Here is a 25346-nt window from a genome sequence, read left to right on the forward strand (position 1 = left end):
TTCAATCCTTCGCCATTTCAGTCACCATGCATGCCAGCGCGTCGCAGGAGTGCCCAGTCGATCAACGCTTCCATCGCCGGACCCAGTGCGACACCAAGCTTGCTTAAACTGTACTCTACCCGTGGGGGCACCTCCGGATAGACGGTTCGTACGATTATTCCGTCCTTCTCCAGTTCTTTCAGTTGTTGGATGAGCATTTTCTGGTTCACGCCGTCGACACGCCGCTCCAACTCAGAAAAGCGGAGGGGACCATGCGCTGCAAAGAGCTGGCAGATGATGACAGTCTTCCACTTGCCCTCGAGAACCCGCAGCGCCTCACTGGTCGCCGCAGCCCATGCCTTTCGCTGCTCGGGATCCTGGCAGTTCCAGTCGTGCTCAGTCCGCACACATACCTCCATCGGCAGTAACACACCAAAAGGTGGGTTCTTGCCTGTCTAGCTATCTACTCCTATTTTCATTAGTACAGAAATATGGGAGGAATAGCATATGAAAATCGGCATCTTTGGCACCGGCAATATCGGCGGTACCCTCGCCCGCAAGCTCACCGCCGCAGGGCATGATGTCAGGGTCACCAATTCAAAACCCTCCGAAAAGCTCAACGCATTCGCTGCTGACATCGGCGCGACCCCGGTTGATGCACAGGGCGTGGTGGATGGCGCTGATATGATCATCTTGTCGATCCCGTTCCCGGCCGTTGCAGAGCTTCCGCAGGATCTATTCGCAAATCTTCCCGCCAACGTCCCGGTCGTAGATACGGGCAACTACTATCCTGGCATGCGCGATCCGCACATTGCCGAGATTGACGACGGATTGCCGGAAAGCGTCTGGGTTTCGAACCAGATTGGCCGCCGCGTTATCAAAGGCTTCAACAACATTCTGGCTGCGACCCTTGCCGATGGCGGGCGTCCGGTTGGTGCACCCGATCGCATTGCAGCGGCCGTTGCGGGCGACGACGAGGCTCAGAAAAAAATCGTAATGGGCATCATAGACGAGGTCGGTTTCGATCCCATCGATTCAGGGTCTCTCGATGACTCCTGGCGCCAGCAGCCGTCGACGCCCGTCTATTGCTGCGACTGGAACGTCGAGGAGACTCGCAAGGCCCTTGCTCAGGCCGTCAAGGGAAAGGCCGCTGCAAAGCGGGGTAGATTGCCCGAACAATTCGCCGCACTCGGCCCCAATCCAACTCACGCCGATGTCGTTGCGTCCAATCGGAAGAACAATGCGCTAGCGTAAAAGAAATGAACCAGCGACACCGCTCATCAGCCGCCCAGCGGCCCTAATTTAGCGACTTACGCGTTAAAGCGCTGACTTTCTCGAGATATTTGATTGAACGATGTAGTTTTCCGCCTGGAGGATTTTGCCCGAATCCGTTTTGGTCTATCCTAATGCTTGATCAATCAGGCTGAATCTCTCACCACAAGCGTGCCTTGGAAGTTAACTGTCTCCCTCGGTGCTCTTTCCAAAATCATGTCTATTGCCGCTTTGACCATCTGGTCGGTCGGCTGCTCATAGGTTGTCAGGCCGTATGCTGGTGACGCAGCTGGGGCAGCGTTATCGAAGCCCACAATGGCGAGATCGTTGGGGACGCGTAAGCCGAACTCGCTGCGGGCAACATCCATCGCTCCGAACGCGAGGGCATCGTTTTCGCACATGAGGACATCGATCCGGTCTTCCGGCGCAACTTGGGACAGATAGTCTCGGGCAGCCAGCGCGCCGGCTTCTGCGCTGTAACGCTCGGCAGACATCTCCACGAGTTCGACCCCGAGAGCGGTTCGCCAAAACTCCTTAAAGTTCCTCCGCCTTCCAAGCGCTGTAGACAGAGTGCGCGCCCCAGCCATAAATCCCGGTCGCCGATACCCCTTTTCCAATAGGTATTTGCCGATCTCGGCAATCGCCACGACCGCATCGCAGGAAATAGCAGGAACACCTTCGATCTGGCTATCTCGAGCGAGAACAAACATTGGGGGCCCACCGCGTCCCAGCTTATGGTCTGTCAACATCTCGTTGCGAAACGCTGTACCAAACAGCACGATCGCATCAACCTGCCGCTGGTCTGCATTCAATATGGCATGCACGTGGCTGTAGTGCTGATTGATATTGATCAACATAGTCACGAGCCCCTCCGCCTGCAGGCTGGCGGTCAGCTTTTCAAGAAACGGAAGCTTATGCGGGTTTGCAAAGTCATCAACGAGAACCGCGACCTGATGTGTAGAATTGGTGGCAAGGCTCCTGGCCAACAGGTTCGGCCGATAATTAAGTCGCTCCGCCGCCTCCAGCACTTTGGCTTTGCTTGCTTCCGTGATCGAGGCACCCGGGGTAAATGCCCGGATGACCGTCCACTTTGAAACGCCAGCCTCCATCGCCACGTTCTGCGCCGTCGCTCGCTTCATAATCGAAATTCTCCGTTTCGAAACGTTTATTCCATTTCTGCCTAATGACGAAATGAATGGTTGATTTCTTCTAGCAAGAATCCTATAGCTATGCACGTTTGCTACCGGTAGCAAGAAATATGCACCCGGTAGCAAGTTGGAGGACGCGCCGTCTGAGGCGTTTTGGTGGTTCTCGCGCTGGGAGGTGTGGGACGCCCTTTGGGAGGAGTTTTTATGAAATCGCTTATTAAGAAGCTTGCGCTCGGCGTTTCGATCGTTGCAGCCGTTGCGGGGGCTGGAAGCCTGGCATTCGCAAAAGACATCAAGATCATCGCCGTCACACACGGCCAAGCAAATGACCCCTTCTGGTCTGTGGTCAAGAATGGCGTGACAGCCGGCGCAAAGGATGCCGGCGTCCAGGTTGATTATCGCGCGCCCGAAACATTCGATATGGTGGCCATGAGCCAGCTGATCGACGCCGCGGTCAACCAGAAGCCCGATGGTCTCATCGTATCGATCCCGGACGCTTCGGCTCTCGGACCGTCGATCGAAAAGGCTGTTGCCGCCGGCATCCCGGTGATCTCGATCAACTCCGGCTCCGATGTATCGAAGCAACTCGGCGCTCTGCTGCATGTCGGCCAGGACGAATACAGCGCCGGCAAAGCTGCTGGCGCAAAACTGAACCAAATGGGCGGCAAGACCGGTATCTGCATCAACCAGGAAGTGGGCAACGTCTCGCTCGACCTGCGCTGCAAGGGCTTCTCGGATGGGTTTGGCGGCACTGTCACTGTCCTTCCCGTGTCCAACGATCCGGCGGAAGTCGAAGCCAAGGTCAAGGCGGCTCTGAGCGCGGACGATGCGATCGACACCGTCATGGCGCTGGGTGCAAGCACGGCGGGCGAGCCCGCTCTTGCGGCCGTGAAGGACGTTGGCAAGACTGGTAAGGTCAATGTGGCGACCTTCGACCTTTCTGCCGATTTCCTGAAAGCGGTCGCTGCGGGCGAAGCCGCCTTTGCCATCGACCAGCAGCAGTTCCTGCAGGGCTATCTGCCGACGGTCTTCCTGGCCAACAACGCGAAGTACGGCCTGATCCCGGGTGGTAACGTTCCCTCAGGCCCGAACCTGATCACCAAGGACAAGGCGGCCCAGGTCGTCGAATTGTCGGCTCAGGGCATCCGCTGATCTAACCCCGGTCGCATAGCGTGCGTCGGTAGTCCTTCTAAGGAGGGGCTGCCGACCGACCCTACGCGCCATCCTGCATGGCTGTGGCGTGTGACGCCCACGGGAGTGAACCATGACTGAAACTATCAAAATTCCAGCCACATCGACCAAATCCGACGAGCGCATCAAGAAGGTCAATGTCCTGACAAGCCTGATGCGCCGGCCCGAGCTCGGAGCCGTTGCGGGTCTTGTCATGGTTGTCGTCTTTTTCTTCTTCACGGCCGACACATCGATGTTCTCCTTGTCGGGCATGATGACGATCTTGGCGCCGGCGTCGCAGCTCGGCATTCTGGCCATTGCAGCGTCGATGCTGATGATCGGTGGAGAATTCGATCTCTCCATCGGATCGATGGTCGCGTTCGCAGGTCTCATTTTCGGTGGCCTGTTGGTCAACTTCGGCCAGCCACTCTGGATCGCGATCCTGTTCACCTTGCTCTTTGCCGCTGTGCTCGGTGCGGTCAACGGGCAGATCGTCATCCGAACGCGGCTTCCCTCGTTCATCGTCACCCTGGCTTTCCTGTTCATCCTGCGGGGACTGACGCTTGTCGGCCTTAAATGGGCGACCGGCGGATCGACGCAGCTGCGCGGTATCGGCGAAGCCGTTGGCGACACCTCCATCGCGAGCCTGTTCTCCGGCCTGGCTTTCCAAGGCTTCTTTGCCTGGCTTGCGGAAAACGACCTGATTGAGAAGTTCGACAACGGTGTGCCGAAGGTCGCAGGCGTGCCGGTCTCCGTCGTCTGGTTCATCGGTCTTGCCGGCGTTGCGACATGGGTCTTGCTGCGCACCCGGGTCGGAAACTGGATTTTTGCCGTCGGCGGTGATGCCAATGCTGCGAGAAACTCCGGCGTACCGGTCGATCGCGTCAAGACCGGGTTGTTTGCCTTGACCGCATGCGCTGCCGCCCTCGTCGCCATCATCACGGTGCTCGATGCCGGTTCGACGGACGCCCGGCGCGGTTTCCAGAAGGAGTTCGAAGCCATTATCGCAGCGGTCATCGGCGGAAGCCTCCTGACCGGTGGTTACGGATCGGCCATCGGCGCCTTCTTCGGAGCCATCATCTTCGGCCTGGTCTCCATCGGTCTCACCTATACCAAGTTCGACTCCGACTGGTTTCAGGTTTTCCTCGGCACCATGTTGCTGCTTGCCGTCCTCTTCAACAACTTCATCCGTCGCAAGGTCACAGGGGAGCGCTGAGCATGGCTGACATGAAATCCCATTCCGCTGCCCCGATCATCGAGGCCAGGGACATCGTGAAGCACTATGGCTCGGTCATTGCGCTTTCGGGCATCTCGATGACGGTGCGTCAAGGCGAGGTCCTGTGCCTGCTCGGTGACAATGGCGCCGGCAAGTCGACGCTGATCAAGACGCTGTCCGGCGTGGTAAAGCCGTCAGGCGGCGAACTGCTCGTCGATGGAAAGCCCGTGACGTTTTCCAGCCCGCGCGACGCACTCGATGCCGGCATTGCCACTGTCTATCAGGACCTGGCCATGATCCCGCTGATGTCGGTGACGCGCAACTTCTTCATGGGTCGCGAACCGCGCAAAGGGATACCGCCCTTCCGCTATATCGACTTCAAGTATTGCGATGCCGTGACCCGGGAGGAGATGCACAAGATCGGGATCGATGTGCGGGATCCGAACCAGGCGGTCGGAACCCTGTCCGGCGGCGAACGGCAATGCGTGGCGATCGCGCGTGCGGTCTATTTCGGGGCGAAAGTTCTCATCCTCGACGAGCCGACATCGGCGCTGGGCGTAGCACAGACGTCCATGGTTCTCAAATACATCAACCACGTGCAGCAGAAGGGCCTGGGGGTTATTTTCATCACGCACAATGTGCGCCACGCCTTCGCCGTCGGCAATCGCTTCACCATCCTCAATCGCGGCAAGACGCTGGGCACCTATGCCAAGAGCGAGATTTCCATCGATGAGCTTCAAAACATGATGGCCGGCGGCAAGGAGTTGCAGGCGCTCTCCAACGAGCTCGGCGGCACCATCTAAATCACAAAACAGGATTGTAATAATGACGGAAGAACTCGCACGTCCAGCCCCTTTCACGCTGGCAGTCTGCGCGGAAATGGTTTTCCGCTGCCTGCCGGTCACGGAGCGGCTGAAGCGGATTACCGAGCTTGGGTTTGTCGCCGAGATCTGGGACTGGACCAAGCATGATATTCCCGCGCTTGCCCGGTCCGGCGCGACGTTCTCGTCGATGACCGGATACATCACCGGCACGCTCGCGGACGATGAGGGCGCCGATGAGCTCATCAGGACGGCGCGCCTGTCCATTCCCGTTGCTAAGGAACTCGGTTGCCCGCGGCTCAACCTGCACGGGACGGGTCTCGACGGTCAGGGGCTGCCGGTGGTCAAGTCGGAATTCGTCTCCGGCGCCATGTGGCTGAAGGCGCGCGACACGCTCAGCCGCATTGCCGATCTCGGCGAGGAAGAGGGCGTCACCTTCGTCCTCGAAAACCTCAACGAAGACGTCGATCATCCAAAGACGCCCTTTGCCAAGGCCGCCGATACGATCGCCCTGGTCTCGGCGATCGATCGTCCGTCGCTAAAACTCAATCTCGATCTCTATCACGCGCAGATCGGAGAGGGGAACCTCATCGAGCTCTGCCGTCAGGCGCTTCCGTTCATCGGCGAGATCCAGGTGGCGGACGTGCCCGGCCGCAAGGAGCCAGGCACCGGAGAGATCAACTATCCGGCCATCGCTCGCGCGCTCAATGACATGGGTTACACCGGCGTCATCGGTTTAGAAGCCTGGCCGTCCGAAGACGACGAGCTGGCGCTGGGCCGTTTCCGCAAGGCGTTTACACTCTAACGATCCCTCTCTGCGCGGCCGTTCGTCAGGCCCGCGCGCTCACACGTCAAAAGGAATGAACATGCTGAAAGTCGGTCTTCTCGGTGCGGGACGGATTGGAAACGTCCACGCGAAAGCGATCACGTCTAACCTCGGAAGCGCGCTTGTCGCAGCCTCGGATGTCAATACGGACGCCGCTGCAAAACTTGCGGCGCAATATGGCGCCGAGGCCCGTTCCAGTTCCGACATCATCAACGATCCCGCCATCGACGCAGTGCTCATCGCGACATCGACCGACACCCACTCGGATCTGATCGAGGCGGCGACGAAGGCTGGCAAGGCGGTGTTGTGCGAGAAGCCCGTCGATCTCAGCCTCGAGCGCGCACGGGCATGCCAGGTCGTGGCGGCTGCCACTGGCAAACCCGTCATGATCGGCTTCAACCGCCGCTTCGATCCGAACTTCGCGGCGCTCAAGGGTGCCGCCGACCGGGGCGATATTGGCAAGACAGAACTGCTGTCGATCACCTCGTTCGATCCCGCACCGCCTCCGGTGTCCTACATTAAGGTATCGGGTGGTCTGTTTCGGGACATGATGATCCACGACTTCGATATGGCGTGCTGGATTTTCGGCGGCGCGCCCGAGACGGTGACAGCCATCGGAAGCTCGATCGTCGATCCGGAGATCGGCGCAGCAGGCGATGTCGACACCGCTGCAGTCACACTCAAGTTCTCCGACGGCCGCATCGCCGTCATCAAGAACAGCCGGCGAGCCGTCTACGGCTACGATCAGCGTATCGAGTTGTTGGGCTCGGAGGGTCTGCTATCAGCCGGCAACATCCTAGAGAATACCGTGACCAAGGCCACCAGAGATGGAGTGACAGGCGCCAAGCCGGAATTCTTCTTCCTCGAACGCTACATGCGCGCATACTCCATCGAATGGAACGCATTCGTCGAAGCCATAACGTCCGGATCGGCGCTGCCAGTTTCGCTTGATGACGGCGTCAAAGCGCTCGCTGTCGCGGAGGCAGCGACACGCTCCCTGGCAACCGGACAAACCGTCCGGCTTGCCGACATACTCTGAAGGCCGGTGGCGAGCCATGCCTGCGCGCGAAACGGCCATGGCTCCGGATCCCACTTTCCGGAGCCCCAAAGACCGGATCGCTAAACGAGAGTTGCTCTTCCCCGCTCGGGTCGAGGAAGTTGCAAGATTGTGCTTGGATTGTCCCGAAGTGTTTGCCTTTAGCTCTACCAATAGCATTGCAAAACGTGCCGAGGTCTCAAGCTCGACGGTGTTGAGGTTTGTCAGTATGATCGGCTTCTCAAGCCACGGGACGCCCTCGGCGAAACCCGTGCTGACCTGCGCCGGCGTGCAGGTGACGGTGACCTCCAGCAGATCGCGTCGATCGAGGCGCAGTAGGCCATCATGCGAAGTGCCCTTTCCCAGACTGCCGCGTTCGATTGGACGTCCGCTTCCCCTGGAAATGCCGCGGTTGCGAGCAACAGCGCCGCCGGAGCGATGCGCCTAAGATTTGCGGATCACATCTCCTTTTTAGATTGCGTTCGAGCTCTATATCGTGCATAGATTTCTAACGACATCTAAAATGGAGGTGACGGTGCGCGTAGGTCGCAGACAGCCCGCCCGACATTTTCAAATCGCGATTCAGTACACAGAAAGAAGTGATTCCATGAACAAGACCAATCTTGGCGTCGCCCTGGTGACTGGGGCATCCACCGGCATTGGGTATGTAACGGCCGCGGCCCTGCAGAACGCGGGCTTTCGCGTGTTCGGAACCAGCCGCCGTCTCGCAGCCCAGAGGAGCGACGGCGTTTCCATGCTGACTTGCGACGTGACCGATGATGCGTCCGTGGCGAAACTGGTTGGTGACGTGCTGGCGGAGGCCGGGCGCATCGATCTTCTGGTCAATAATGCTGGCATGGGCTTGCTGGGTGGCGCGGAAGAGTCCTCAGTGAGCCAAGCTAAGTCGCTGTTCGACGTGAACGTCTTCGGCGTTTTCCGCATGACCAACGCGGTGGTGCCGGCAATGCGACGCCAAGGGAAGGGCAGAATCGTTAATTTGAGTTCGGTACAGGGGTTCATCCCCGCTCCCTATTTCGCGCTCTACTCGTCGACCAAACATGCCATCGAGGGTTATTCCGAATCGCTCGATCACGAATTGCGCGCCTTCGGCATTCGCGTTTCGCTGGTGGAGCCCGCCTATACCCGGACGTCATTCGAAGACAATCTCGTCAAGCCGGATCAGTTGCTTGGTATCTATGACTCTGCGCGCGCTGGCATGAATGTAGTCGTGCGGAAAGCGATGGAAAAAGGCGACGCGCCCGACGTGGTGGCCAAGGCCATTTTGGCGGCTGCGACCGATCCCACTCCGAAGAGGCGCTATGCGGCCGGAAAAATGGCACGCCAGGTCAGTTTTTTGCGCCGTTTCGTCCCCGCATTCGCATTCGACAAGAGCCTGCGAAAGCAGGTCGGGCTGCCGGTCTGACATCGGCGACATCTTATTCCGCTCGACGAGGCAGGCGTTTTGCGCAGCGCGGGAAATATGGGCCTGTCAACAGCGGAGCCCAGCAGCTCAACCAAATCCTCCAGGACTTTGCTGTTGATCGTCCGCCTCTTGCCCGCCAGCCTTTTGAAGGTCAAATATACGCGTCCCGCCGGCCCCGGGTCGTCGCCGGGCGCGGTGAGCAGAATGGCGTCGCGAAGAGCCGTTCCTTCTCATTGTGGCCGACGAAACGCCCTGCGGATTGCGCATATTTGAGCGCCTGGCGCGCGCCAACGGTCGGCGCAAACAGGTTCGACACGGACGAGATCTTCCAAGGATTTCAGTGCGGTGCTAGGCGTTGGATTCGACAAGATCGCGCCCGCGCGACAAGGCTCAGTCCGGCGGGGCGCCCAGATTGATGACTTCGAAGTTAGAGTCAGAAACGAATCCATGGCGCGGAGCATAATTCAAACGTGCGGTTTAACTAAGAATAACTGCCTATAACAGCACACTCTGTCGCCAATAAATAATGTCCGATCACGCCGAGGAGAGCTCTGCGCCGTCTGACAGCACGGCGGTTTTGCAGGATGTTTCCGCGCCGGCGGTGTCAGCCGACGCCTCCCCTCGCCTACCGGCGCATCTGCAGGATCTCACTGATCGTGCCCGCGGCTATGTCGAAGCCGCCAGTTCAACCAACACCCGCCGCGCCTATGCCGCGGACTGGAAACATTTTGCCGCATGGTGCCGGCGTTCGAACCTCTCTCCCCTGCCCCCGGATCCGCAGACGGTGGGCCTCTACATCACGGCCTGCGCTTCCGGCACGGCCGAGCGCGGAGCCAAGCCGAACACCGTGTCGACGATCGAGCGGCGGCTCTCGGCCCTCAGCTGGAATTATGCCCAACGCGGCGGCGAAAAACTTGATCGCAAGGACCGGGCCATCGCCACGGTGATGGCCGGCATCCGCAACACCCACGCCGCCCCGCCCCGGCAAAAGGAAGCCATCCTGCCGGAAAACTTGATCGCCATGCTGGAGACGCTGGACAGGGGAAGCCTGCGCGGCTTTGCGCGACCGGGCGATGCTGCTGATCGGCTTTGCCGGCGGCCTGCGCCGCTCGGAAATCGTCGGCCTCGACCTTGGTCGTGACCAGACTGAGGATGCCTCGGGCTGGATCGAAAGCCTCGACAAGGGCATGCTCGTCACCCTTCGGGGCAAGACCGGCTGGCGCGAGGTCGAGATCGGCCGCGGCTCGTCGGATGCGACCTGCCCCATCGTGGCCGTCGAGACTTGGATCCGCTTCGCAAAGCTTGCCAAAGGCCCCCTCTTCCGCCGCGTCACCGGCAAAGGCAAAGACGTTGGACCAGATCGTCTCAATGACAAGGAGGTCGCCCGCCTGGTCAAGTCGGCGGCGCTTGCCGCCGGTGTTCGCGGCGATCTTTCCGAGAGCGAACGCGGGGAGAAATTCTCCGGCCATTCGCTGCGCGCCGGCCTTGCCTCCTCGGCCGAGGTCGACGAACGCTACGTCCAGAAGCAGCTCGGCCACGCGTCCGCCGAGATGACCCGAAAATATCAGCGGCGCCGGGACCGGTTCCGTGTGAATCTCACCAAGGCATCCGGGCTTTGACGGGCCCCTCCCCTGCTCGATGTGAAGCCGGGGGCGGAACAAGCTCTGTTCCCCAGACACGCTAAGCTCGAACGATCGAAGAACCTATTTGCCGGTACGGTAGTAGACCGTCTCCAGCGGCGTGGTCGGCGCTTGTTCAGGAGACGTGGTTGTCCATTTGACGGGAAAGGCACCAAAACGTAGCTCATTCCCTTTGATCCAGACGGTGTCAAAGAGGCGGATGCCCTCGGCGGCGAAGGTAAAGGGACCGCACCTTTTGCCAGCAACAGAGAGCGGAACGTTTTCCTCCCAGCCTTTCAACCCGCACCCTGCCTGATCGGCAGTCTCTCTATTATAGTGGTCGACAACGTCGCTGATATTGGGCGTAGTGGTAATGGAGCGCACGACATATTCAATCCGGGCGTGATTGCCATCGGCATCCTCGGTGAGAAGCTCTCCCTTGAAGTTGACCTGCACCGTAGGCCTCTGGCACGTATTCTTGGCGTAGACCTGCGAAGTGGCGGTCACATCCTTGCCGCTGACGACGATGCGCGTGACGTAGCCGTGCCTGTCGTTTTTCCCGATCGAAAGGCAGTCGGACGTCCACTCACCATTCAGATTTGAAGGCTTATCCTGAGCAAATGCAGCAGCCGGAGCGGCCAAAGCGAGCAAACATGTTCCGGCAACAAGATAGCGAACGACAGTCATAACAACCTCTCCGATATCGGTTGGAAGTTCTATGGAATAAAAAATACAGGCCCAATTATGATCGGTTGCCCCTTCCTACGCTGCTCTGAGGAGGTTGCCGGGAAGTGGCAGGGGCGTGAAGCCATCCGGTATCTGCTGCGCGGTATCCCAGGAATAGCTGCCGATGAGATTTAGATGCCCCAACTCGGTGGCGAGCCGTGTTTCGGCAACTCATTCGGAATGTTGCGCCCTCGCTGACGCAGGTGCGCCGTAGCCCGTCCGAGAGCGCGCAGGAACACGATGCGTTCCGCCAACCAGATCAGGTTGAAGCCGCTAGGTCAAAATTGGGGTCGAATTTCTAGCTTACCGCTTCAATTGAAATCGGGAAATAAAAGCCACAACTACGATGAAGAAATTCGTCATTGGCGCAGCCAGTGTTATCGCCATTGCCGTCGGCTCGACCGGCCATGCGCAGGATGCGCGGGCACCAGGCTTCATGATTGCGAACTACACGATCAAGGATCAGGCCGGCTTCCAGAAATACATGGAAGAAGCAGGCCCGCTTGCTCCGAAATTCGGCGGAAAGATCATCGTCTTCAACCTGAACGCGACGGCAGTCGAAGGTAAGCCACAGTCCGTCATGGCCATCGCCGAATTCCCGAGCGTTGCGGACGCCCGACGGTTCTACGACTCCCCGGAATACCCGGCGGCGCGCAAGTTCCGCGTCGCCTCGACCGAAGGTTCGGTCGTGATCACCGAAGGCTTTGTCCCGACCAAGCAATGACGGGCAAACGAAGCGGGGCCTGATCCCCGAGCGCTACCTCCGTTCTCGTCGAACATCAAACTCATGAAAGAAGGAGCCTCAAATGGGCAACCGTAATGACACCTCACATCAACATGATGGTGCAGCGTCCACAAGTCGACGGCAGCTTTTGAAAGCCAGTGCGGCGCTTGCCACCCTTCCCCTCATGGCCGCCACCACTGCAAGTGCGCAGGCCGCAGACGCAAAAGTGACAACAACCACGACCGACACGAAATCTGAAGAGTTCATCAATGGCATGGCCGACTTGATGGCGCACTCGACCCGCACCCCCATTCTGCGCTGGCCGCATGAATACGGAATGGAGTTCGAGGAAATCTTCTTCCCGGCGATGGATGGTGTCACGATCGAAGGCTGGTTCATTCCCGCCGATTCAGATCGCCTGATCATCTGCAATCATCCGATGCCCTGCAATCGCTATGGATATCCGGGCCACCTTGAGCCGTGGACCAATTTCGGCGGCTTCGAGGTGAACTTCCTGCCGGAATATAAGGTCCTGCATGATGCGGGCTACAACATTATTGCCTATGACATGCGCAATCACGGCCGCAGCGGCACCGGCAGCGGCGGCGTCAACGGCCACGGCGTCCTCGAATATCGTGATGTGGTCGGCTCGATACGCTACGCCAAATCCGGACCCTACACCAAGGACATGAAAACGGTTCTCTACAGCCGCTGCCTCGGAGCCAACGCGACCATCGTCGGCATGCAGAAGCACCCAGCGGAGTTCGAACACGTCAAAGCGTTGATCGCGCTGCAGCCGGTCTCGCCGAGCGTATTCGTCCAGACAGCGGTGGAAAACCAGAAGATCGAGAACGGTCTCGAACGCTTCGACATAGCATTTCATAAGCGGACCGGCTTCCATCTCGCCGACGTTTGGCCGATGGAATATGCCAAGGCGGTCAGCATGCCGACCATCGTCGCCCAGGTTCGTGACGACTTCCTAACCAAGCCATCGAATGTCCAGGAAATCTACGACACCATCTCGTCGAAGGATAAGAAGCTGTTCTGGATTGAAGGGACTGATCAACGCTTCCAGGGATACAATTACTTCGGCCGGAATCCGCAACTCGTTCTGGATTGGTTTGGCACTCACATTAGCGCGGTTTGACAGTCGGATTGATCGTCTGGGCTTCCGAAAGAGACACATCCGGCAGCCAAGGAATCGCTGTCGGGTGTTGTCGCCAAAAGCGCCTATTTAGAAACGCGCTTTCTAAGTACATGCAGATAACACCATCTAATCAGCACTCTCCGCATGACCTATCTTGCCTTCAGACAACGAAGGAATGTGGCTATGAGCAACGTATGGATGATCACAGGTGCCGGGCGTGGCATGGGGTTGGACTTCGCAAAGGCCGCTCTGGCGGCGGGTCACAAGGTGGTTGCGACTGGTCGTGATTCCGAGAAGGTGGCCAGGGCCATTGGACAGTCCGCAAACTTGTTCGTCGCCAAACTCGACGTGAATAAGTCCGTGGATGCCGAGCAGGCGGTGAAGTCGGCGGTCGAACGCTTTGGCCACATCGATGTGCTCGTCAACAACGCCGCGAGCTTCTTCGCTGGATATTTCGAGGAGTTGGCACCCGCCCAGATGGACATGCAGCTGATGACGAGTGTCATCGGCCCGATGAACGTTACGCGCGCCGTCCTTCCTGTCATGCGCAAACAGCGCGCCGGAAAAATCATCTCGATATCATCGAGCGCGGGTCTCAGCGGCTTCGAGTTCGGCAGCGCCTATGCCGCTTCCAAGTTCGCTCTTGAAGGATGGATGGAGTCGGTCCAAGGCGAGGTCGCGCCATTCGGCATTCAGACCATGATCGTCAATCCGGGTTTCTTCCGCACCGGGCTTCTGACAGAGGAGTCGACCAACTACGCGGTCACCTCGATCGAGGACTATGCCGAGCGGCGGGCACAACAGTTGGAGTTCTGGAAGTCCTACAATGGCAAGCAATCCGGTGACCCCGCCAAGCTTGCCCAGGCTTTGCTGACACTCACCAATTTGGACGAACCGCCAGCCCGCTTCATCGCAGGTGCAGATGCCATCGGCACCGCAGAACAAAAGATCATCAGCCTCCGGAAGCAGATCGATGCCCATCGGCAGCTCTCGACCTCTCTGGGTTTCGACGAAGTTGGCGCCCCAGGCAACTGATCGCCCCTCGCCAGACCGTGAGAACCAGGAGAAGATCATGCACAAAACAAACGAACCAACCGGATCGAATGCAGAAAGCCGTTCGGCACTGAGCCGCCGAGACGTCCTGACGACTGCCGCGCTCGTCGGCGCAGCATTGCACCTTCGGTCAATGGCATGGGCCGCGACGTCCGAGCAGGCCAAGGAAACCAGTATGAAGACCCGCAAACTCGGAACGCTAGAAGTCTCGGAAATCGGCGCGGGAGCTATGAGCATTAGTGCCAACTATGGCGCTCCGGCGGACGTCGCCCAGGGCATCAAGACACTGCGCATGGCCCACGACAATGGCGTCACCTTCTTCGACACCGCCGAAGTCTATGGCCCGTACATAAATGAGGAACTCGTCGGGGAAGCCCTCGCCCCCATCCGCGGCCAGGTGAGGATCGCGACGAAATTCGGTTTTGCCATCGACGGCACGATCGGGCTTAACTGCCGGCCGGAACGCATCAAGCGGGTCGCCGAGGCTTCGCTGAAGCGTCTCAAGACCGATCGTATCGATCTTTTCTACCAGCACCGCGTCGATCCGAATGTGCCGATCGAAGACGTAGCGGGTGCGGTCAAGGACCTGATCCAGGAAGGCAAGGTCCTGCATTTCGGACTTTCCGAACCAAGCGCGAAGACGATCCGGCTGGCGCACGCTGTCCAGGTCGTCACCGCCGTCCAGACCGAGTATTCGATGATGGAAAGGAGCCCGGAAACCAATGGCGTGCTCGCTGCCTGCGAGGAACTCGGCATCGGCTTCGTTCCGTGGGGCCCGGTGGGAATGGGATATCTTACCGGGAAGATGGACGGCAACACGAAGCTTGATCCCAAGACCGACCTCCGCACGACCTTCGAGCGGTTCAGCCGCGAAAACCTTGCAGCGAACATGCCGATCATCGATTTCGTGAAGAAGTACGCCGGGACAAAGGGCGCGACGCCTTCGCAGATTGCACTTGCGTGGCTGCTTGCCCGGAAGCCGTTCATCGTTCCGATCCCCGGCACGCGCAACGTCGATCACCTCAACGAGAACCTCGGCGCGCTCCGCGTGGAACTAGCGCCTGCAGACCTCATCGAGATCGATGCGGCCCTTTCCACGATCACGGTACATGGCGGGCGCATGAACGAGATGCAGATGGAACTGGTCGACGTCTCTGCCTAGCGGACGTTTGTCATGCCGGGCACCCACGCGGTACCCAGCCAAGCCTTGCCGGCCCGGGACCTGACCGAAAACCAATGCACCGAAAAAGGCACCTCATGCTCTCTACGCGCATAATTTCCCTCATCGCCGTCACCGTCGCGATCCTTCTTCTGCTTGGGCTGGGAGCGAGGGCGGACACCAATCGCGCCACGTTTCCCCCGGACTTCGACAAATTCGTCCTCTATGCGACTTACGACCGAGGTTCCTCGAAGGAAGAAGCCTTTGCTCTTCCCGAAACGATCGAACTCTCGAAATCCGGAAAACCGCTGCCCGCCGGCACCCGCTTGGTTCTCGGCATCTGGATGGACTACAAACTCACGGGCTATTTCGTGATGCAAAAGGGCGTGGACTGGGGCCTTGACGTCGAAGAAGACCGTCGTACGGGCGACTGGCATTTCCAACAGTTCGAGCTCGACAAGCAGGTGAACCGGACTGCGATCGCTGACCGATGCGAGCCCTGTCATCAATCGGCAGAGAGCAACGACTTCATGTTCACGATCGACCGGATGCGGGACTATCTTCCGTGACCCCTCGCCTCCGGTTCGGTTGTGGATGAATTTCCTCGCCGGCGGCGTGCTGATGGTCGCGAGGGCCTATGATTGGCTCGGCAACGTGGCGCACGAGATCATCGGAACGGTCATGTCTGCGCTGCTGATCGCCCACAGCACTTTCAATCGACATTGGTTTTCAAGGGCTTCGAAGGGCGGCCGTAACCTGCGAGGATGGGTCAAAATGCTCGTCATCGTCGCGCTGCTCTCGACTATGCTGGCGCTCCTGGTGACGAGCCTGTTGATATCGCGCAGTGTGTTCGGCTTCCTGCAGTTGAGCGGAGGCTATATCGCCCGTCAAATTCATGGGTTGGCAGCGTACTGGGCGCTCATCATCGTTTCCGTCCATGTCGGCATAGGATGGTCAATGATCATGCCGTKGCGAGTGGGTGGCTCCGGATCAGTAACCAGAGCAATGTCAGGACCGTTGTCCTTCGTACACTGGTCGCCGCCGTTGCCTCCTACGGCATCCGTAGTTCATTCGTGATCGGTATCGGATCGAGGCTTATGGCGGAGATCAGGATGAACTTCTGGGACTTCAGCCAGGCCTCCCTCGGCTTCTTTCTCCACATCGCTTCGATCATGGTGCTTTGCGGCGGCTCCGCGCGCTATGCGATGAAATTGGTAGGTATGCTGGACCCGGCCCAGAGTGGGCGGCATAGTCGACTGCCAGATGCGCGCTAACCCGGCTTCAGGCGTAGAACGACTGGCAGTCGCGATCAGATGCACTCTCAGCAGTGGAACGCGTGTCGAGTATGAGCACTTTTATTTTACGCTGGAAGCCGCAAGCGCCCGGCCTTAGTGTTGGCATCGCGCCCTGGCCACGGGGAGTGGACATGAATAAGTGGCATGGCGGCGGGGAAATCGTCAATATTCTGCATTTGGCTTGAGAAGCAGGCACATGATTTTCGCACGTTCGCCCCATTAGCTTTCCGTGTTTTGGATTGGTCAAGGCGGATCTGCTCCCGATCGGGAGCAAATACGGATTCGAACGGAAAAAAGGTGTGAACGCTCCCGTACGGGAGCGCTTAGGCACAAACGGTTCCCGATCGGGAACAAATATCCTTGAACCGCAAGGAAAGAGAGACTATGTTCCCGATCGGGAGCACGCGCCGATGAATTGTGAGGATAGACCTTTGAAGAAATCGAAGTCGGCGAGTCCATCCAAGACCGTTGATCAATCAAAACTGGCAACAGATGCGCTGAAGATCAATCAGGGTCTTGAAGCGATCAATCGCGCTGCGGCACAAACGAGCCACCTCACCGCAAACAACCCAAATCTGTCCAATAGAATCCAGAGAGCCACCAAGGCGATCGGAGCAATAGACACGTCAAAAATCACCGCATCGGTCAAGGCAATAGCCGGCACAACGCTGCCATCCCTCAAACTACCCCAAACCGAGATGCCGAAGGTTAGCCTTCCAAAAGCACTAACTGCTCAGGCTGTCTCACTTCCGAAGCATGTCACCCCGACCATTGCCCGAACAGTCACTCAGAGGTTCTATGGTGGAGGAGACGCGCTCTTCGATGCAAAAGAGCGAAACGGTCTAAACCCTATCATGTCGTCGAGTGATCTAGGCAATCTCGTCCGCAAAGCCCGGGAAGACCGCAAGCTGTCACAACAGAGTTTTGCGGATCTTGCAGGGGTTGGGCGAAGATTTGTCTCAGAGCTAGAAAATGGAAAAGCGACGCTGGAACTTGGCAAAGTCCTCAAGGTCGCCCTTGCGGCGGGAATCTCCCTCTTTGCCAAGCCGAGGTAAATTGAATGAGTGCTATCGATCTTGATGTTCGACTTGACGGCTTTCCCGATCCAATTGGCAATCTGTCCAAAGACGAAAACGGCGCTTTAGCATTTGCCTACGCGCCAATGTATCTGGAAAACGCGTCTGCTTATCCCCTCTCCTTGTCTCTCCCACTCACTGACGCGCCGTATCAGGATACCCAATCCCGCCCGTTCTTCGACAATCTTCTCCAAGAGCGAGACGGCGCGCTGAGGCAACTGATGGATCGTGAAGGACTGGGGCGCGACGATGTCGCGGGCATCCTCTTCCATCTCGGCAAGGATTGCGCCGGCGCACTTTCGGTCCTGCCTGAAGGCTCACCACCCGTTAAAGTCCCTGGTGATTATGCTAACGACTATGCGAAGATCGAGAGCGACAGGCTGAACGAGATCGTTAGAACTCTTCACAGACGAGAACGCTTGCCGGACGGTACGGCCGATCCATCACCACTTGCCGGGGTTCAAAGCAAGATCGCGGTCACAGTGCTCCCTGATGGAAGCTACGCGGAACCGTTGCCAGGCTCGGGTGCGCCGACCACGCACATCCTAAAGGTGCCCGACCAGGCACATTTGCAGGACCCGAAGCTGGAGTCCGAGGCGTTGTCTCTTTCACGCTTGCTCGCCTTTGAAACCGCGGATGCCGCGGTGATGAATTTCGGAGGCATCGATGCACTCGTTATCACCCGATTTGATCGAGCGCTGTCTTCCGAAGGAAAGGTTGTCCGTGTTCATCAGGAAGATTTCGCGCAAGCACTAGGTCTGCCGGCCTCGCTGAAATATGAGAGGAATGGAAAGGAGGGCCGACGCTTCGACGTCAGCAGTATCGCCCGCATTCTCGATGCGACCGTCGATCCGGCAAAAGAGAAGCAGCAGTTCATTGCGGCCACGCTTTTCAACCTTATGATCGGCAATGTCGACGCCCATGCGAAAAACTTCGCACTTCTCTACGAAGCTGGGGGCCGCGTTCGGGTCACGCCTCGTTATGACCTCATGCCGACGAGGATTGACCCCGATCTCACAAATGAGTTGGCCTATTCGATTGGAACAGCCACGACCCTCGAGGAGGTCACCGTGGAGAATTTCGGGCTTTTCCTGAACGCTTTGGGAATATCCTCGGCAGCGGCGCAGCGGCGCCTCAGAGACGGTCTTACAGCAAGCACGGCAAAGCGGCTAACCACAGAACTGAAACGGATGGACAGTACGGGCATGAAGCGTTTTGCCGACCTCGTTGCCAACAACATCAGCATTCTTCTGCCTTCCTTCGGTCTGGCGCTTCCCGATGGGATAGCAGACCGGGATGCATATATCGATCGCGGTGGTGGTTGGTTGTTGGGATCGTGACCAGTCAAACTTGAATTTGAGCAGTTCTGTGAAAGAGATGCGTCACCCATTGTAGCTCAGGGACGCAATTGCGTCGGCCCTGATGGCTCCGCGCCCTGGAATGCAAGGCGTTGTCGCTGAGCTTCCCGCGCTGTGCCCTGTTTCACGTGAGGAAGAGGTTCTTGAACTGAGATGGCTGACAACGGAGGTACTGGTTCGCAGCCTTGACCTGGCCACCCAATTGTGCGGCAGCGTGCCACGGCCAGCGGGGATCGTACAGGACCGCTCGGGCCAGCGCGATCAGATCCGCGTCGCCGGTGGCGACAATGGCTTCCGCTTGAGTGGGCTCAGTAATCAGGCCGACCGCGATCACCGGCATCTTGACGCTCGCCTTGATCGTTCGTGCCAACGGCACTTGATAGCTGGGGCTTACGGGGATTGATTKTGCAGAATGAAGCCCGCCACTTGATACGTGAATTGCATCACAGCCCCTCGCTTCCAGCATCTGGGCGAATTCAACGCTCTCGGAAAGGCTCAACCCGCCATCCGCCCAGTCCGTTGCCGAAATGCGCATCGTCACGGCTCTTTCGGATGGGAATGCTTCCCTGACTGCGTCGAAGACTTCGAGCGGGAACCGGGCGCGGTTTTCCAGAGACCCGCCGTAATCGTCTGTCCGCCGGTTTGATAACGGCGATAGAAACTGATGCAGCAAATAGCCGTGAGCCCCGTGAATCTGAACTGCATCGATTCCAATCCTTGACCCCCGCCTCGCTGAGGCGGCAAACGCGTCACGAATCCGCTTTAGACCATCACGATCCAGCGCAGTTGGCGGAACATAGTCTGACATGAATGGCACGGCAGAGGGGGCCTCCGTTTGCCATCCATTAGAATCAGTTGGGCGAAACTGACCGCCCCCCTTCCACGGAACGTTGGTGGACGCTTTGCGCCCTGCGTGAGCCAGTTGGATCGCAATCGGCATGTCGGACCATCGCCTTATGCTTTCGAGCGTGCGCGCAATCGCGACTTCCGAGGCGTCGTCATAAAGACCGACATCTGCGAATGTGATGCGACCTTCGGGAACGACAGCGGTCGCCTCGATCGTCAAAAGCGCGGCGCCGGACAGCGCCAGTTGCCCAAGATGGATCAGATGCCAATCGGTCATCCGGCCATCGACGGCTGAATACTGACACATCGGCGCTATCACGATGCGATTGGCAAGCTCGAGGCTGCGAACGGTGAAGGGAGAAAAGAGTACAGACTGGGGCATCTTGTTCCTTTGGTCTTGATGGTGGCGGACGTCACTGGCTGATGAAGTCTATAGTAGCGCTTCCCTGCAACGAGGCTGAGCGGGCGGGCCATCGTGGCGACGGAGGCAAGCCCGGTTCTTAGCAGTTCGGAACAGAAACGAATCCTGCACGCTCCACTTCTCCGGCCCGTGGGCTTCAACAATGGAACGAGACTAGGTCGATAATCGAGCGTCTGCAAAGTGAAGATTCAATGCAACGGATTTGGCGGGCATTCGGCCGTCAGGTGCAGGCTGATTTCCACGCGTTCAACAAACGTGTGCGCGTTCGCGGCGGGTTCCGTCTCGGTGTCGCGACTTCCCGCCGTCGGTGGAATACACAGAGCGGGAAGGCAAACTTTCTCACTGCACCCGGCCTGGACGAGGATCCGCTGAACAAGAACGCCGGACGCGTGGTCCTGACAACGGTCCGGAGCCACGACCGTACAATACGATCGTCCACGGCCTGGTCGACCGATAAAGCGGCGTCGTCCGTCGACGGGATGTGATCTTGGTGAACAACGACGATCTTGCCGGGCCTCAAGGACAATGACCGGATCAACATTCGCGGCCTCGTTGGAGGCAGGAACAAGGCATGTCGTGCGGGGCTTTACGGCTGTCGAATACAATATCCCACGGGGATCCGTGGCCGGCTATTCTGTGATCGTTTCTGCCGGCAACGCTTCAGACCAACCACTGCGTTGCGCGCCGAGGCCGCCGGCCAATAGTTGCCGCGGCGGACATCTCGGAGCACCGAGACCGACTTCGGAGGAGTTAGGGGTTAACTCCTCCCCGCCCTGGGTCGTCGCCTCCGCCTGGACGAAATAGCGAGACAGTATTTGCCGACTAATTTGCGGGAACCTTTGATAAGTAAGACCGCGCGGAGCGCGATGACTTGAACGGCCTCTCGCTTGGACTATCGCAAACAGTCCCGATTGCCCGCCACAACGGCCCCGACGTTCCAAACCTGCAGTGCATCGTAGACGTGTGCTCTCGAGGGCGCGCCGATGCGCCCGCCGAACACCTGACATTTGAGCGCCGCGGCCATGGATGACCATCGCATGGTCTGTTCGATTGTCATGCCTTCGGCAACTGCGAGCGCGAAAGCGCCATGGAAGATATCGCCGGCCGCAAGCGTATCGACGGCCTTCACCTTCGGCGCAGGAAGGTGGCGGATGGTGCCAGTTGCTTCATCCAACCAGAAGCAGCCGATTTCGCCTGCGGTAACGCTGATGAACGCATGTGTGAACATTTGTTTCAGCAGGCCGACGACCTCCACCAGATCGGCGGTTCCGGCAAGGCGCTCGGCGGCGGGCTGTGAGAACACGATGTGGCTTGCCGCCGGTGCGAGCGTCTCGATTACGCCATCGCCGGCAACATCCCCATCGAGAATGGCAGGCTTGCCCGCTTCTCGGGCTGCCTGCAGGGTCCGCAGAGCGAGCTCCGGCCAACGGACGTCGACAAGCACGACATCGAAGCCAGAAACATCCTTTGCGGTGACCGGCTTGACCACATCGTAAAGGCGCGCATCGTAGAAGGGAACAATCAAGCGCTCGCCCCGATCATCGACGAGAATCGTCGACACAGCCGAACGTGCACCCTGCGCGCGCACGATGCCGCTGATATCTATGCCGCCGTTTCCGAGATCGGCAATGATGTGCTCGCCCACATCATCGTCTCCGACCGCACCCCAGAGACTGGCATTGCCGCCCAGCCGGGCGACCGCAAACGCAGCACTTGACGCCATGCCTTCGGCGATCTGCAGCATGTCATAGGGTAGAATCTTTCCCTGCTCAGTGGGCAACGAACGCACGCGAAACAGGGTATCGAGGACGGCCGCGCCTACACAGAGAACACGGCGCGGCGGTCCGGGTGGCGGATCGAAGGCAGACGATGTCGTCAAGATCTTTGTCTCACCTGATCATTTGACGGCACCGGCCGTCAGCCCGGCTACGATCTGCCGTTGCGCAAACACGGTCAATACAAGTACAGGCAAAGTGACGATCAAAGCTGCCGCCGCCAGCGGACCCCAGCTGACCTGCTCGAACGACAGCATGTTGTAGACGGCAACGGGAAGTGTACGGGTCTCTCGACTGGCGAGCACGATGCCGAAGACGAAGTTGTTCCACGAGAAGATGACCGACAGGATGAAGGCAACGACAATACCCGGCCTGGCGATCGGCAAGGCGACGAGGCGAAAGACCTGCCAAGGCGTCGCACCGTCGATGCTCGCAGCTTCCTCCAGCTCCATCGGCGTCGTCTCGAAGTAACCGATCATAATCCACACGACGATTGGCACCGTGACCACCAGATGGATAATGATCTGCGGCAAAAGCGTGCCGAGGAGGTTCAGCCACTGGAATAGGAGGAACAGCGGTATCAGGAAAGAGAGCCCGGGTGTCATGCGCGCAACCATGATGACCATCGCAGATTTCTCCGCCTTGAGGCGCGCGATGCCATATCCGGCCGGTACGCCGATAAGCAGCGCCAAAAGCGTCGCGGCACCCGTCACCAGCACCGAATTCCACAGGTAAAGGAAGAAGTTGTTCTCCTCGAAGACCTTCAGATAGTTCGACCAGGCAAAGCGCTCCGGAATGAAGATCGGCGGATAGGCGCCATTGTCGATCTCATATTTCAGCGACAGCGAGATCATCCAGAGAAAGAAAAGGATGACCGGCGATATCATCACGAGGGACATGAACAGCAGTCCTATGCGATCGAGCGTTTTGCGCTTCATCAGCGTGCCTCCCCGTCAGACCAGTTTGCACGCTGCCGGACCATGAGAAGGACGAAGGAGAGCAGGACGATGAGGATGAAGAAGACGACCGCCATGGCCGACCCGTAGCCAATGTCGTAGTAGGAGAAGGCCGTGTTGTAGAGATAGATGTTGATCGTTTCCGAAGCCGTGCCGGGACCGCCTTGGGTCATGGCATAGATGATGTCGAAGCTCTTCACCGCGTCGATGCTGCGGATGATCACGGCAATCATCAGGAATGGCGCGATCATCGGCAGTGTCAGATAGCGGAATTTCTGCCAGACATTGGCTCCGTCGATTTCCGCACTTTCATAGGGCTCGCGCGGAACCGCCGCGAGGCCGCCGAGTACGATGAGCATCACGAGCGGCGTCCACTGCCACGTCTCGACGAGCACTAGGGAAGGGATAACGCTGTTCTGGTTGTAGATCCACTCCTGCGGGCCGATGCCGATGAAGGACAGAAGGTAGTTGAGGACACCGAGCTGTGGATGGAACATCATGGTCCAGACGAGCGCTATCGCGACCGGCGTCGCCATCATCGGCATCACGAATATGCCGCGCAAAAGGCCGCGCAGCGGGAATTGCGTATCGAAGATCAACGCGGCGAGCGTTCCGAGAAAGAGGGGCGCCACCACGGAGAGCGTCGTGTAGAGCACCGTATGCCACAGTGACTCCCAGAAGCGCATGTCGACGGCCAGACGGGCGTAGTTGTCCAGTCCGGCAAAGACCTGTGATTGGCCAAGTGTCCAGCTGTTCACGCTCATCCACAAGGTGAACACCCATGGAAAGACAATGACGGCGGCAATGACGATCAGCGCCGGGATGACGAAGGGCCAGTAGTTTGGAGCAAACCGACCCGGTTTGCTCCTTACTTTTGACGCAGCCTTGGCCACTGTGGCCGTGTCGATGCTCAACGAGGCCATTATCCCTCGCTTCTCGCTAGCACAGGTTCAAACTGGGCCGTTGCCGTCTTCAGTTCGGCCGCCGGATCGGCACCGCCGATCATGTTGGTGAGACCGACGCCATAGATGTCGCGGAACTCGGTGACCGGAATGATGACCGGCAGCGTGAGCTGCGAGACCTTGCCGGAGCCGACAACCGCATCGAGCCACGCGCCCGGCATCTTCACGCCTGCGCGCACCTTGGCGTCTTGGAGGATCGACTGGCGGAACGGAACGCCTGCACCGGCCTGAAGCAGGCGCGCGCCCATTTCATGCGAAATGGCCCACTGGCAGAAGAGGTAGGCTGCCTCCTTGTTCTGGCTTGCAGCCACAACACCAAGCCCATCGCCCGTGGTTGCAGCGGCCTGCGCCTTGGGGCCCTTCGGCATGATGCCATAGCCGACCTGGCCGACGACACGCGACTTTTCCGGATTTTCGATCGGCGGCGCAAAGCCGACGCCGTCCAACCACATGCCGATCTTGCCCTGCAGGAAGGCCGATTGCGCCTCGGCCCAGTTAAAGCCGGAAACGCCGGGAGGGGCAGTCTTGGTCATCAGCCGCTGGTAGAGCTTGGCTGCGTCGATTGCTTCTTGCGAGGTCGTGCGCAGCTTGCCGTCTGGACCGAGCGGGCTTGAACCATAGCCGAGCATCAGCGTCGTCCAGACCGGCGTGTTGGCGTTCTTCAGGCCGCGAGCGACGAAGCCGTAGGTGTTGGTCGAGGGATCGGTGAGCGCCTCTGCCGCACTTGCCAGCTCTTCAAACGTCGTCGGGTAGGCAAGACCCTTCTTCTCGAATAGCGCCTTGTTCCAGTAGATGATCCAGTAATCGACCGAAAAGGGCAGCGAGCGCAGAACGCCGTCAGGATCCTTGGCGAAGGTCATGCCGGCTTCGGCGAAGTCGCCTTCCACCAACGTCGGGTCCGTCAGCGACGGATCCTTGAGAAAGCCGCTGATATCGGCCAGCCAACCGCCCTTTTCGAACTGCCGCTTCTGCACGTGATAGCTCATGTGAACGACGTCGAAGCTTGGCTTTCCCGAGCTCAGTTCGATGGTCGTCTTTTGGCGCTGTTGCTGTTCGGGGGTCGCTTCGGCATTGACCTTGATGCCAGTCAACTCCTCGAATTCGGACAGATACTTGATAAGCGTTTCGCTTCGCGGGCTCTTGACCAGGTTGACCTCGAGGGTGGTGCCGGCAAAGCGCTTCCAATCGACGGCAGCCGATGCCGACCGCACGCCCAGCATGCTGCCGGCGCCCAGGGCGGCAGTGCCCGCCAGAAAGCCGCGCCGCGTCGGATTCAAGAATGATGGCATGTTAAGTCCTCCTCCTTTTGCCGGCGATCTCCTCACCTCCGGCTGGTTA

24 protein-coding genes and 2 pseudogenes are annotated in these 25346 nt (G+C 58.8%); 17 read left to right on the plus strand and 9 right to left on the minus strand.

Features of this window, described 5'->3' with window-relative positions; translation table 11 throughout:
* Positions 1-17: 17 nt before the first annotated feature.
* Positions 18-386, minus strand: coding sequence for a winged helix-turn-helix transcriptional regulator (locus tag AC1DMK_RS22105; protein WP_477862019.1), 369 nt, complete (start codon positions 384-386; stop codon positions 18-20).
* A 100-nt stretch (positions 387-486) separates the two neighbouring features.
* On the opposite strand from AC1DMK_RS22105, the gene AC1DMK_RS22110 reads away from it, so the two are divergent.
* Positions 487-1233, plus strand: a complete 747-nt coding sequence (locus tag AC1DMK_RS22110; RefSeq protein ID WP_477862021.1) for an NADPH-dependent F420 reductase — start codon at positions 487-489, stop codon at positions 1231-1233.
* 164 nt (positions 1234-1397) lie between these two features.
* Here the strand turns inward: AC1DMK_RS22110 and AC1DMK_RS22115 are convergent, their stop codons facing one another.
* Positions 1398-2390, minus strand: coding sequence for a LacI family DNA-binding transcriptional regulator (locus AC1DMK_RS22115; protein ID WP_477862023.1), 993 nt, complete (start codon positions 2388-2390; stop codon positions 1398-1400).
* Positions 2391-2603: 213 nt separating this feature from the next.
* On the opposite strand from AC1DMK_RS22115, the gene AC1DMK_RS22120 reads away from it, so the two are divergent.
* The 6 genes from AC1DMK_RS22120 (at position 2604) to AC1DMK_RS22145 (ending at position 8891) form a co-directional block, all read left to right on the plus strand.
* Positions 2604-3551, plus strand: a complete 948-nt coding sequence (locus tag AC1DMK_RS22120; RefSeq protein WP_477862025.1) for a sugar ABC transporter substrate-binding protein — start codon at positions 2604-2606, stop codon at positions 3549-3551.
* 112 nt (positions 3552-3663) lie between these two features.
* Positions 3664-4785, plus strand: coding sequence for an ABC transporter permease (locus AC1DMK_RS22125; RefSeq protein WP_477862027.1), 1122 nt, complete (start codon positions 3664-3666; stop codon positions 4783-4785).
* Positions 4786-4787: 2 nt separating this feature from the next.
* Positions 4788-5588: an ATP-binding cassette domain-containing protein gene (locus AC1DMK_RS22130; RefSeq protein ID WP_477862029.1), complete on the plus strand. Its 801-nt coding sequence runs from the start codon at positions 4788-4790 to the stop codon at positions 5586-5588.
* 22 nt (positions 5589-5610) lie between these two features.
* Positions 5611-6411 carry a TIM barrel protein gene (locus AC1DMK_RS22135; RefSeq protein ID WP_477862031.1) on the plus strand — a complete coding sequence of 267 codons (801 nt, stop codon included), beginning with the start codon at positions 5611-5613 and terminating at the stop codon, positions 6409-6411.
* Positions 6412-6472: 61 nt separating this feature from the next.
* The gene (gene iolG / locus AC1DMK_RS22140; RefSeq protein ID WP_477862033.1) at positions 6473-7471 is read left to right on the plus strand and encodes an inositol 2-dehydrogenase; all 999 of its coding nucleotides are present in this window, start codon (positions 6473-6475) and stop codon (positions 7469-7471) included.
* A gap of 604 nt (positions 7472-8075) precedes the next feature.
* Complete coding sequence (locus tag AC1DMK_RS22145; RefSeq protein WP_477862128.1) at positions 8076-8891, plus strand: oxidoreductase; 816 nt, start codon at positions 8076-8078, stop codon at positions 8889-8891.
* On the opposite strand, the pseudogene AC1DMK_RS22150 reads toward AC1DMK_RS22145, so the two are convergent.
* Positions 8786-9103 (minus strand): annotated as a pseudogene (locus AC1DMK_RS22150) (DUF1403 family protein); the annotation flags it as partial. The gene AC1DMK_RS22145 and the pseudogene AC1DMK_RS22150 sit on opposite strands and share 106 nt — an antisense overlap.
* 314 nt (positions 9104-9417) lie before the next feature.
* Here AC1DMK_RS22150 and AC1DMK_RS22155 point away from each other — a divergent pair.
* A pseudogene (locus tag AC1DMK_RS22155) lies at positions 9418-10510 on the plus strand (site-specific integrase).
* Positions 10511-10594: 84 nt separating this feature from the next.
* Here the strand turns inward: AC1DMK_RS22155 and AC1DMK_RS22160 are convergent.
* A complete protein-coding gene (locus tag AC1DMK_RS22160; RefSeq protein WP_477862035.1) occupies positions 10595-11197 on the minus strand; it encodes a hypothetical protein in 603 nt (200 codons plus the stop codon).
* Between the two features lie 385 nt (positions 11198-11582).
* Between AC1DMK_RS22160 and AC1DMK_RS22165 the strand changes: the two genes are divergently transcribed.
* From AC1DMK_RS22165 to AC1DMK_RS22205, 9 genes are all read left to right on the plus strand, one after another.
* Positions 11583-11960 carry a DUF1330 domain-containing protein gene (locus AC1DMK_RS22165; RefSeq protein WP_477862037.1) on the plus strand — a complete coding sequence of 126 codons (378 nt, stop codon included), beginning with the start codon at positions 11583-11585 and terminating at the stop codon, positions 11958-11960.
* Positions 11961-12042: 82 nt separating this feature from the next.
* Positions 12043-13107, plus strand: coding sequence for an alpha/beta hydrolase family protein (locus tag AC1DMK_RS22170; RefSeq protein WP_477862039.1), 1065 nt, complete (start codon positions 12043-12045; stop codon positions 13105-13107).
* 183 nt (positions 13108-13290) lie between these two features.
* Positions 13291-14142: an SDR family NAD(P)-dependent oxidoreductase gene (locus tag AC1DMK_RS22175; RefSeq protein WP_477862041.1), complete on the plus strand. Its 852-nt coding sequence runs from the start codon at positions 13291-13293 to the stop codon at positions 14140-14142.
* A 193-nt stretch (positions 14143-14335) separates the two neighbouring features.
* Positions 14336-15322: an aldo/keto reductase gene (locus tag AC1DMK_RS22180; protein ID WP_477862129.1), complete on the plus strand. Its 987-nt coding sequence runs from the start codon at positions 14336-14338 to the stop codon at positions 15320-15322.
* Between the two features lie 95 nt (positions 15323-15417).
* Positions 15418-15888, plus strand: a complete 471-nt coding sequence (locus AC1DMK_RS22185) for a cytochrome P460 family protein (RefSeq protein WP_477862043.1) — start codon at positions 15418-15420, stop codon at positions 15886-15888.
* Between the two features lie 25 nt (positions 15889-15913).
* Complete coding sequence (locus AC1DMK_RS22190) at positions 15914-16396, plus strand: hypothetical protein (RefSeq protein WP_477862045.1); 483 nt, start codon at positions 15914-15916, stop codon at positions 16394-16396.
* 35 nt (positions 16397-16431) lie between these two features.
* Positions 16432-16593, plus strand: a complete 162-nt coding sequence (locus tag AC1DMK_RS22195; RefSeq protein ID WP_477862047.1) for a hypothetical protein — start codon at positions 16432-16434, stop codon at positions 16591-16593.
* Positions 16594-17045: 452 nt separating this feature from the next.
* On the plus strand, positions 17046-17669 hold the full coding sequence (locus AC1DMK_RS22200; RefSeq protein WP_477862049.1) for a helix-turn-helix transcriptional regulator: 624 nt from the start codon (positions 17046-17048) through the stop codon (positions 17667-17669).
* Positions 17670-17674: 5 nt separating this feature from the next.
* Entirely contained in the window at positions 17675-19030 is a 1356-nt protein-coding gene (locus AC1DMK_RS22205) for a HipA domain-containing protein (protein WP_477862051.1), read from the plus strand.
* A 142-nt stretch (positions 19031-19172) separates the two neighbouring features.
* Here the strand turns inward: AC1DMK_RS22205 and AC1DMK_RS22210 are convergent, their stop codons facing one another.
* The 5 genes from AC1DMK_RS22210 to AC1DMK_RS22230 form a co-directional block, all read right to left on the minus strand.
* On the minus strand, positions 19173-20276 hold the full coding sequence (locus tag AC1DMK_RS22210) for an NADH:flavin oxidoreductase/NADH oxidase (RefSeq protein ID WP_477862053.1): 1104 nt from the start codon (positions 20274-20276) through the stop codon (positions 19173-19175).
* A 931-nt stretch (positions 20277-21207) separates the two neighbouring features.
* Positions 21208-22194, minus strand: coding sequence for a sugar kinase (locus AC1DMK_RS22215; RefSeq protein ID WP_477862055.1), 987 nt, complete (start codon positions 22192-22194; stop codon positions 21208-21210).
* Positions 22195-22212: 18 nt separating this feature from the next.
* The gene (locus tag AC1DMK_RS22220) at positions 22213-23028 is read right to left on the minus strand and encodes a carbohydrate ABC transporter permease (RefSeq protein WP_477862057.1); all 816 of its coding nucleotides are present in this window, start codon (positions 23026-23028) and stop codon (positions 22213-22215) included.
* Positions 23028-23969: a carbohydrate ABC transporter permease gene (locus tag AC1DMK_RS22225; protein ID WP_477862059.1), complete on the minus strand. Its 942-nt coding sequence runs from the start codon at positions 23967-23969 to the stop codon at positions 23028-23030. Before AC1DMK_RS22225 ends, AC1DMK_RS22220 begins: the two co-directional genes overlap by 1 nt.
* Positions 23969-25297 (minus strand): ABC transporter substrate-binding protein, encoded by a 1329-nt coding sequence (locus AC1DMK_RS22230; protein ID WP_477862060.1) that lies wholly within the window; start codon positions 25295-25297, stop codon positions 23969-23971. The genes AC1DMK_RS22225 and AC1DMK_RS22230 overlap by 1 nt, the downstream gene beginning before the upstream one ends.
* Between the last annotated feature and the right edge of the window lie 49 nt (positions 25298-25346).

This window comes from Rhizobium sp. 05L419, from assembly GCF_056397845.1.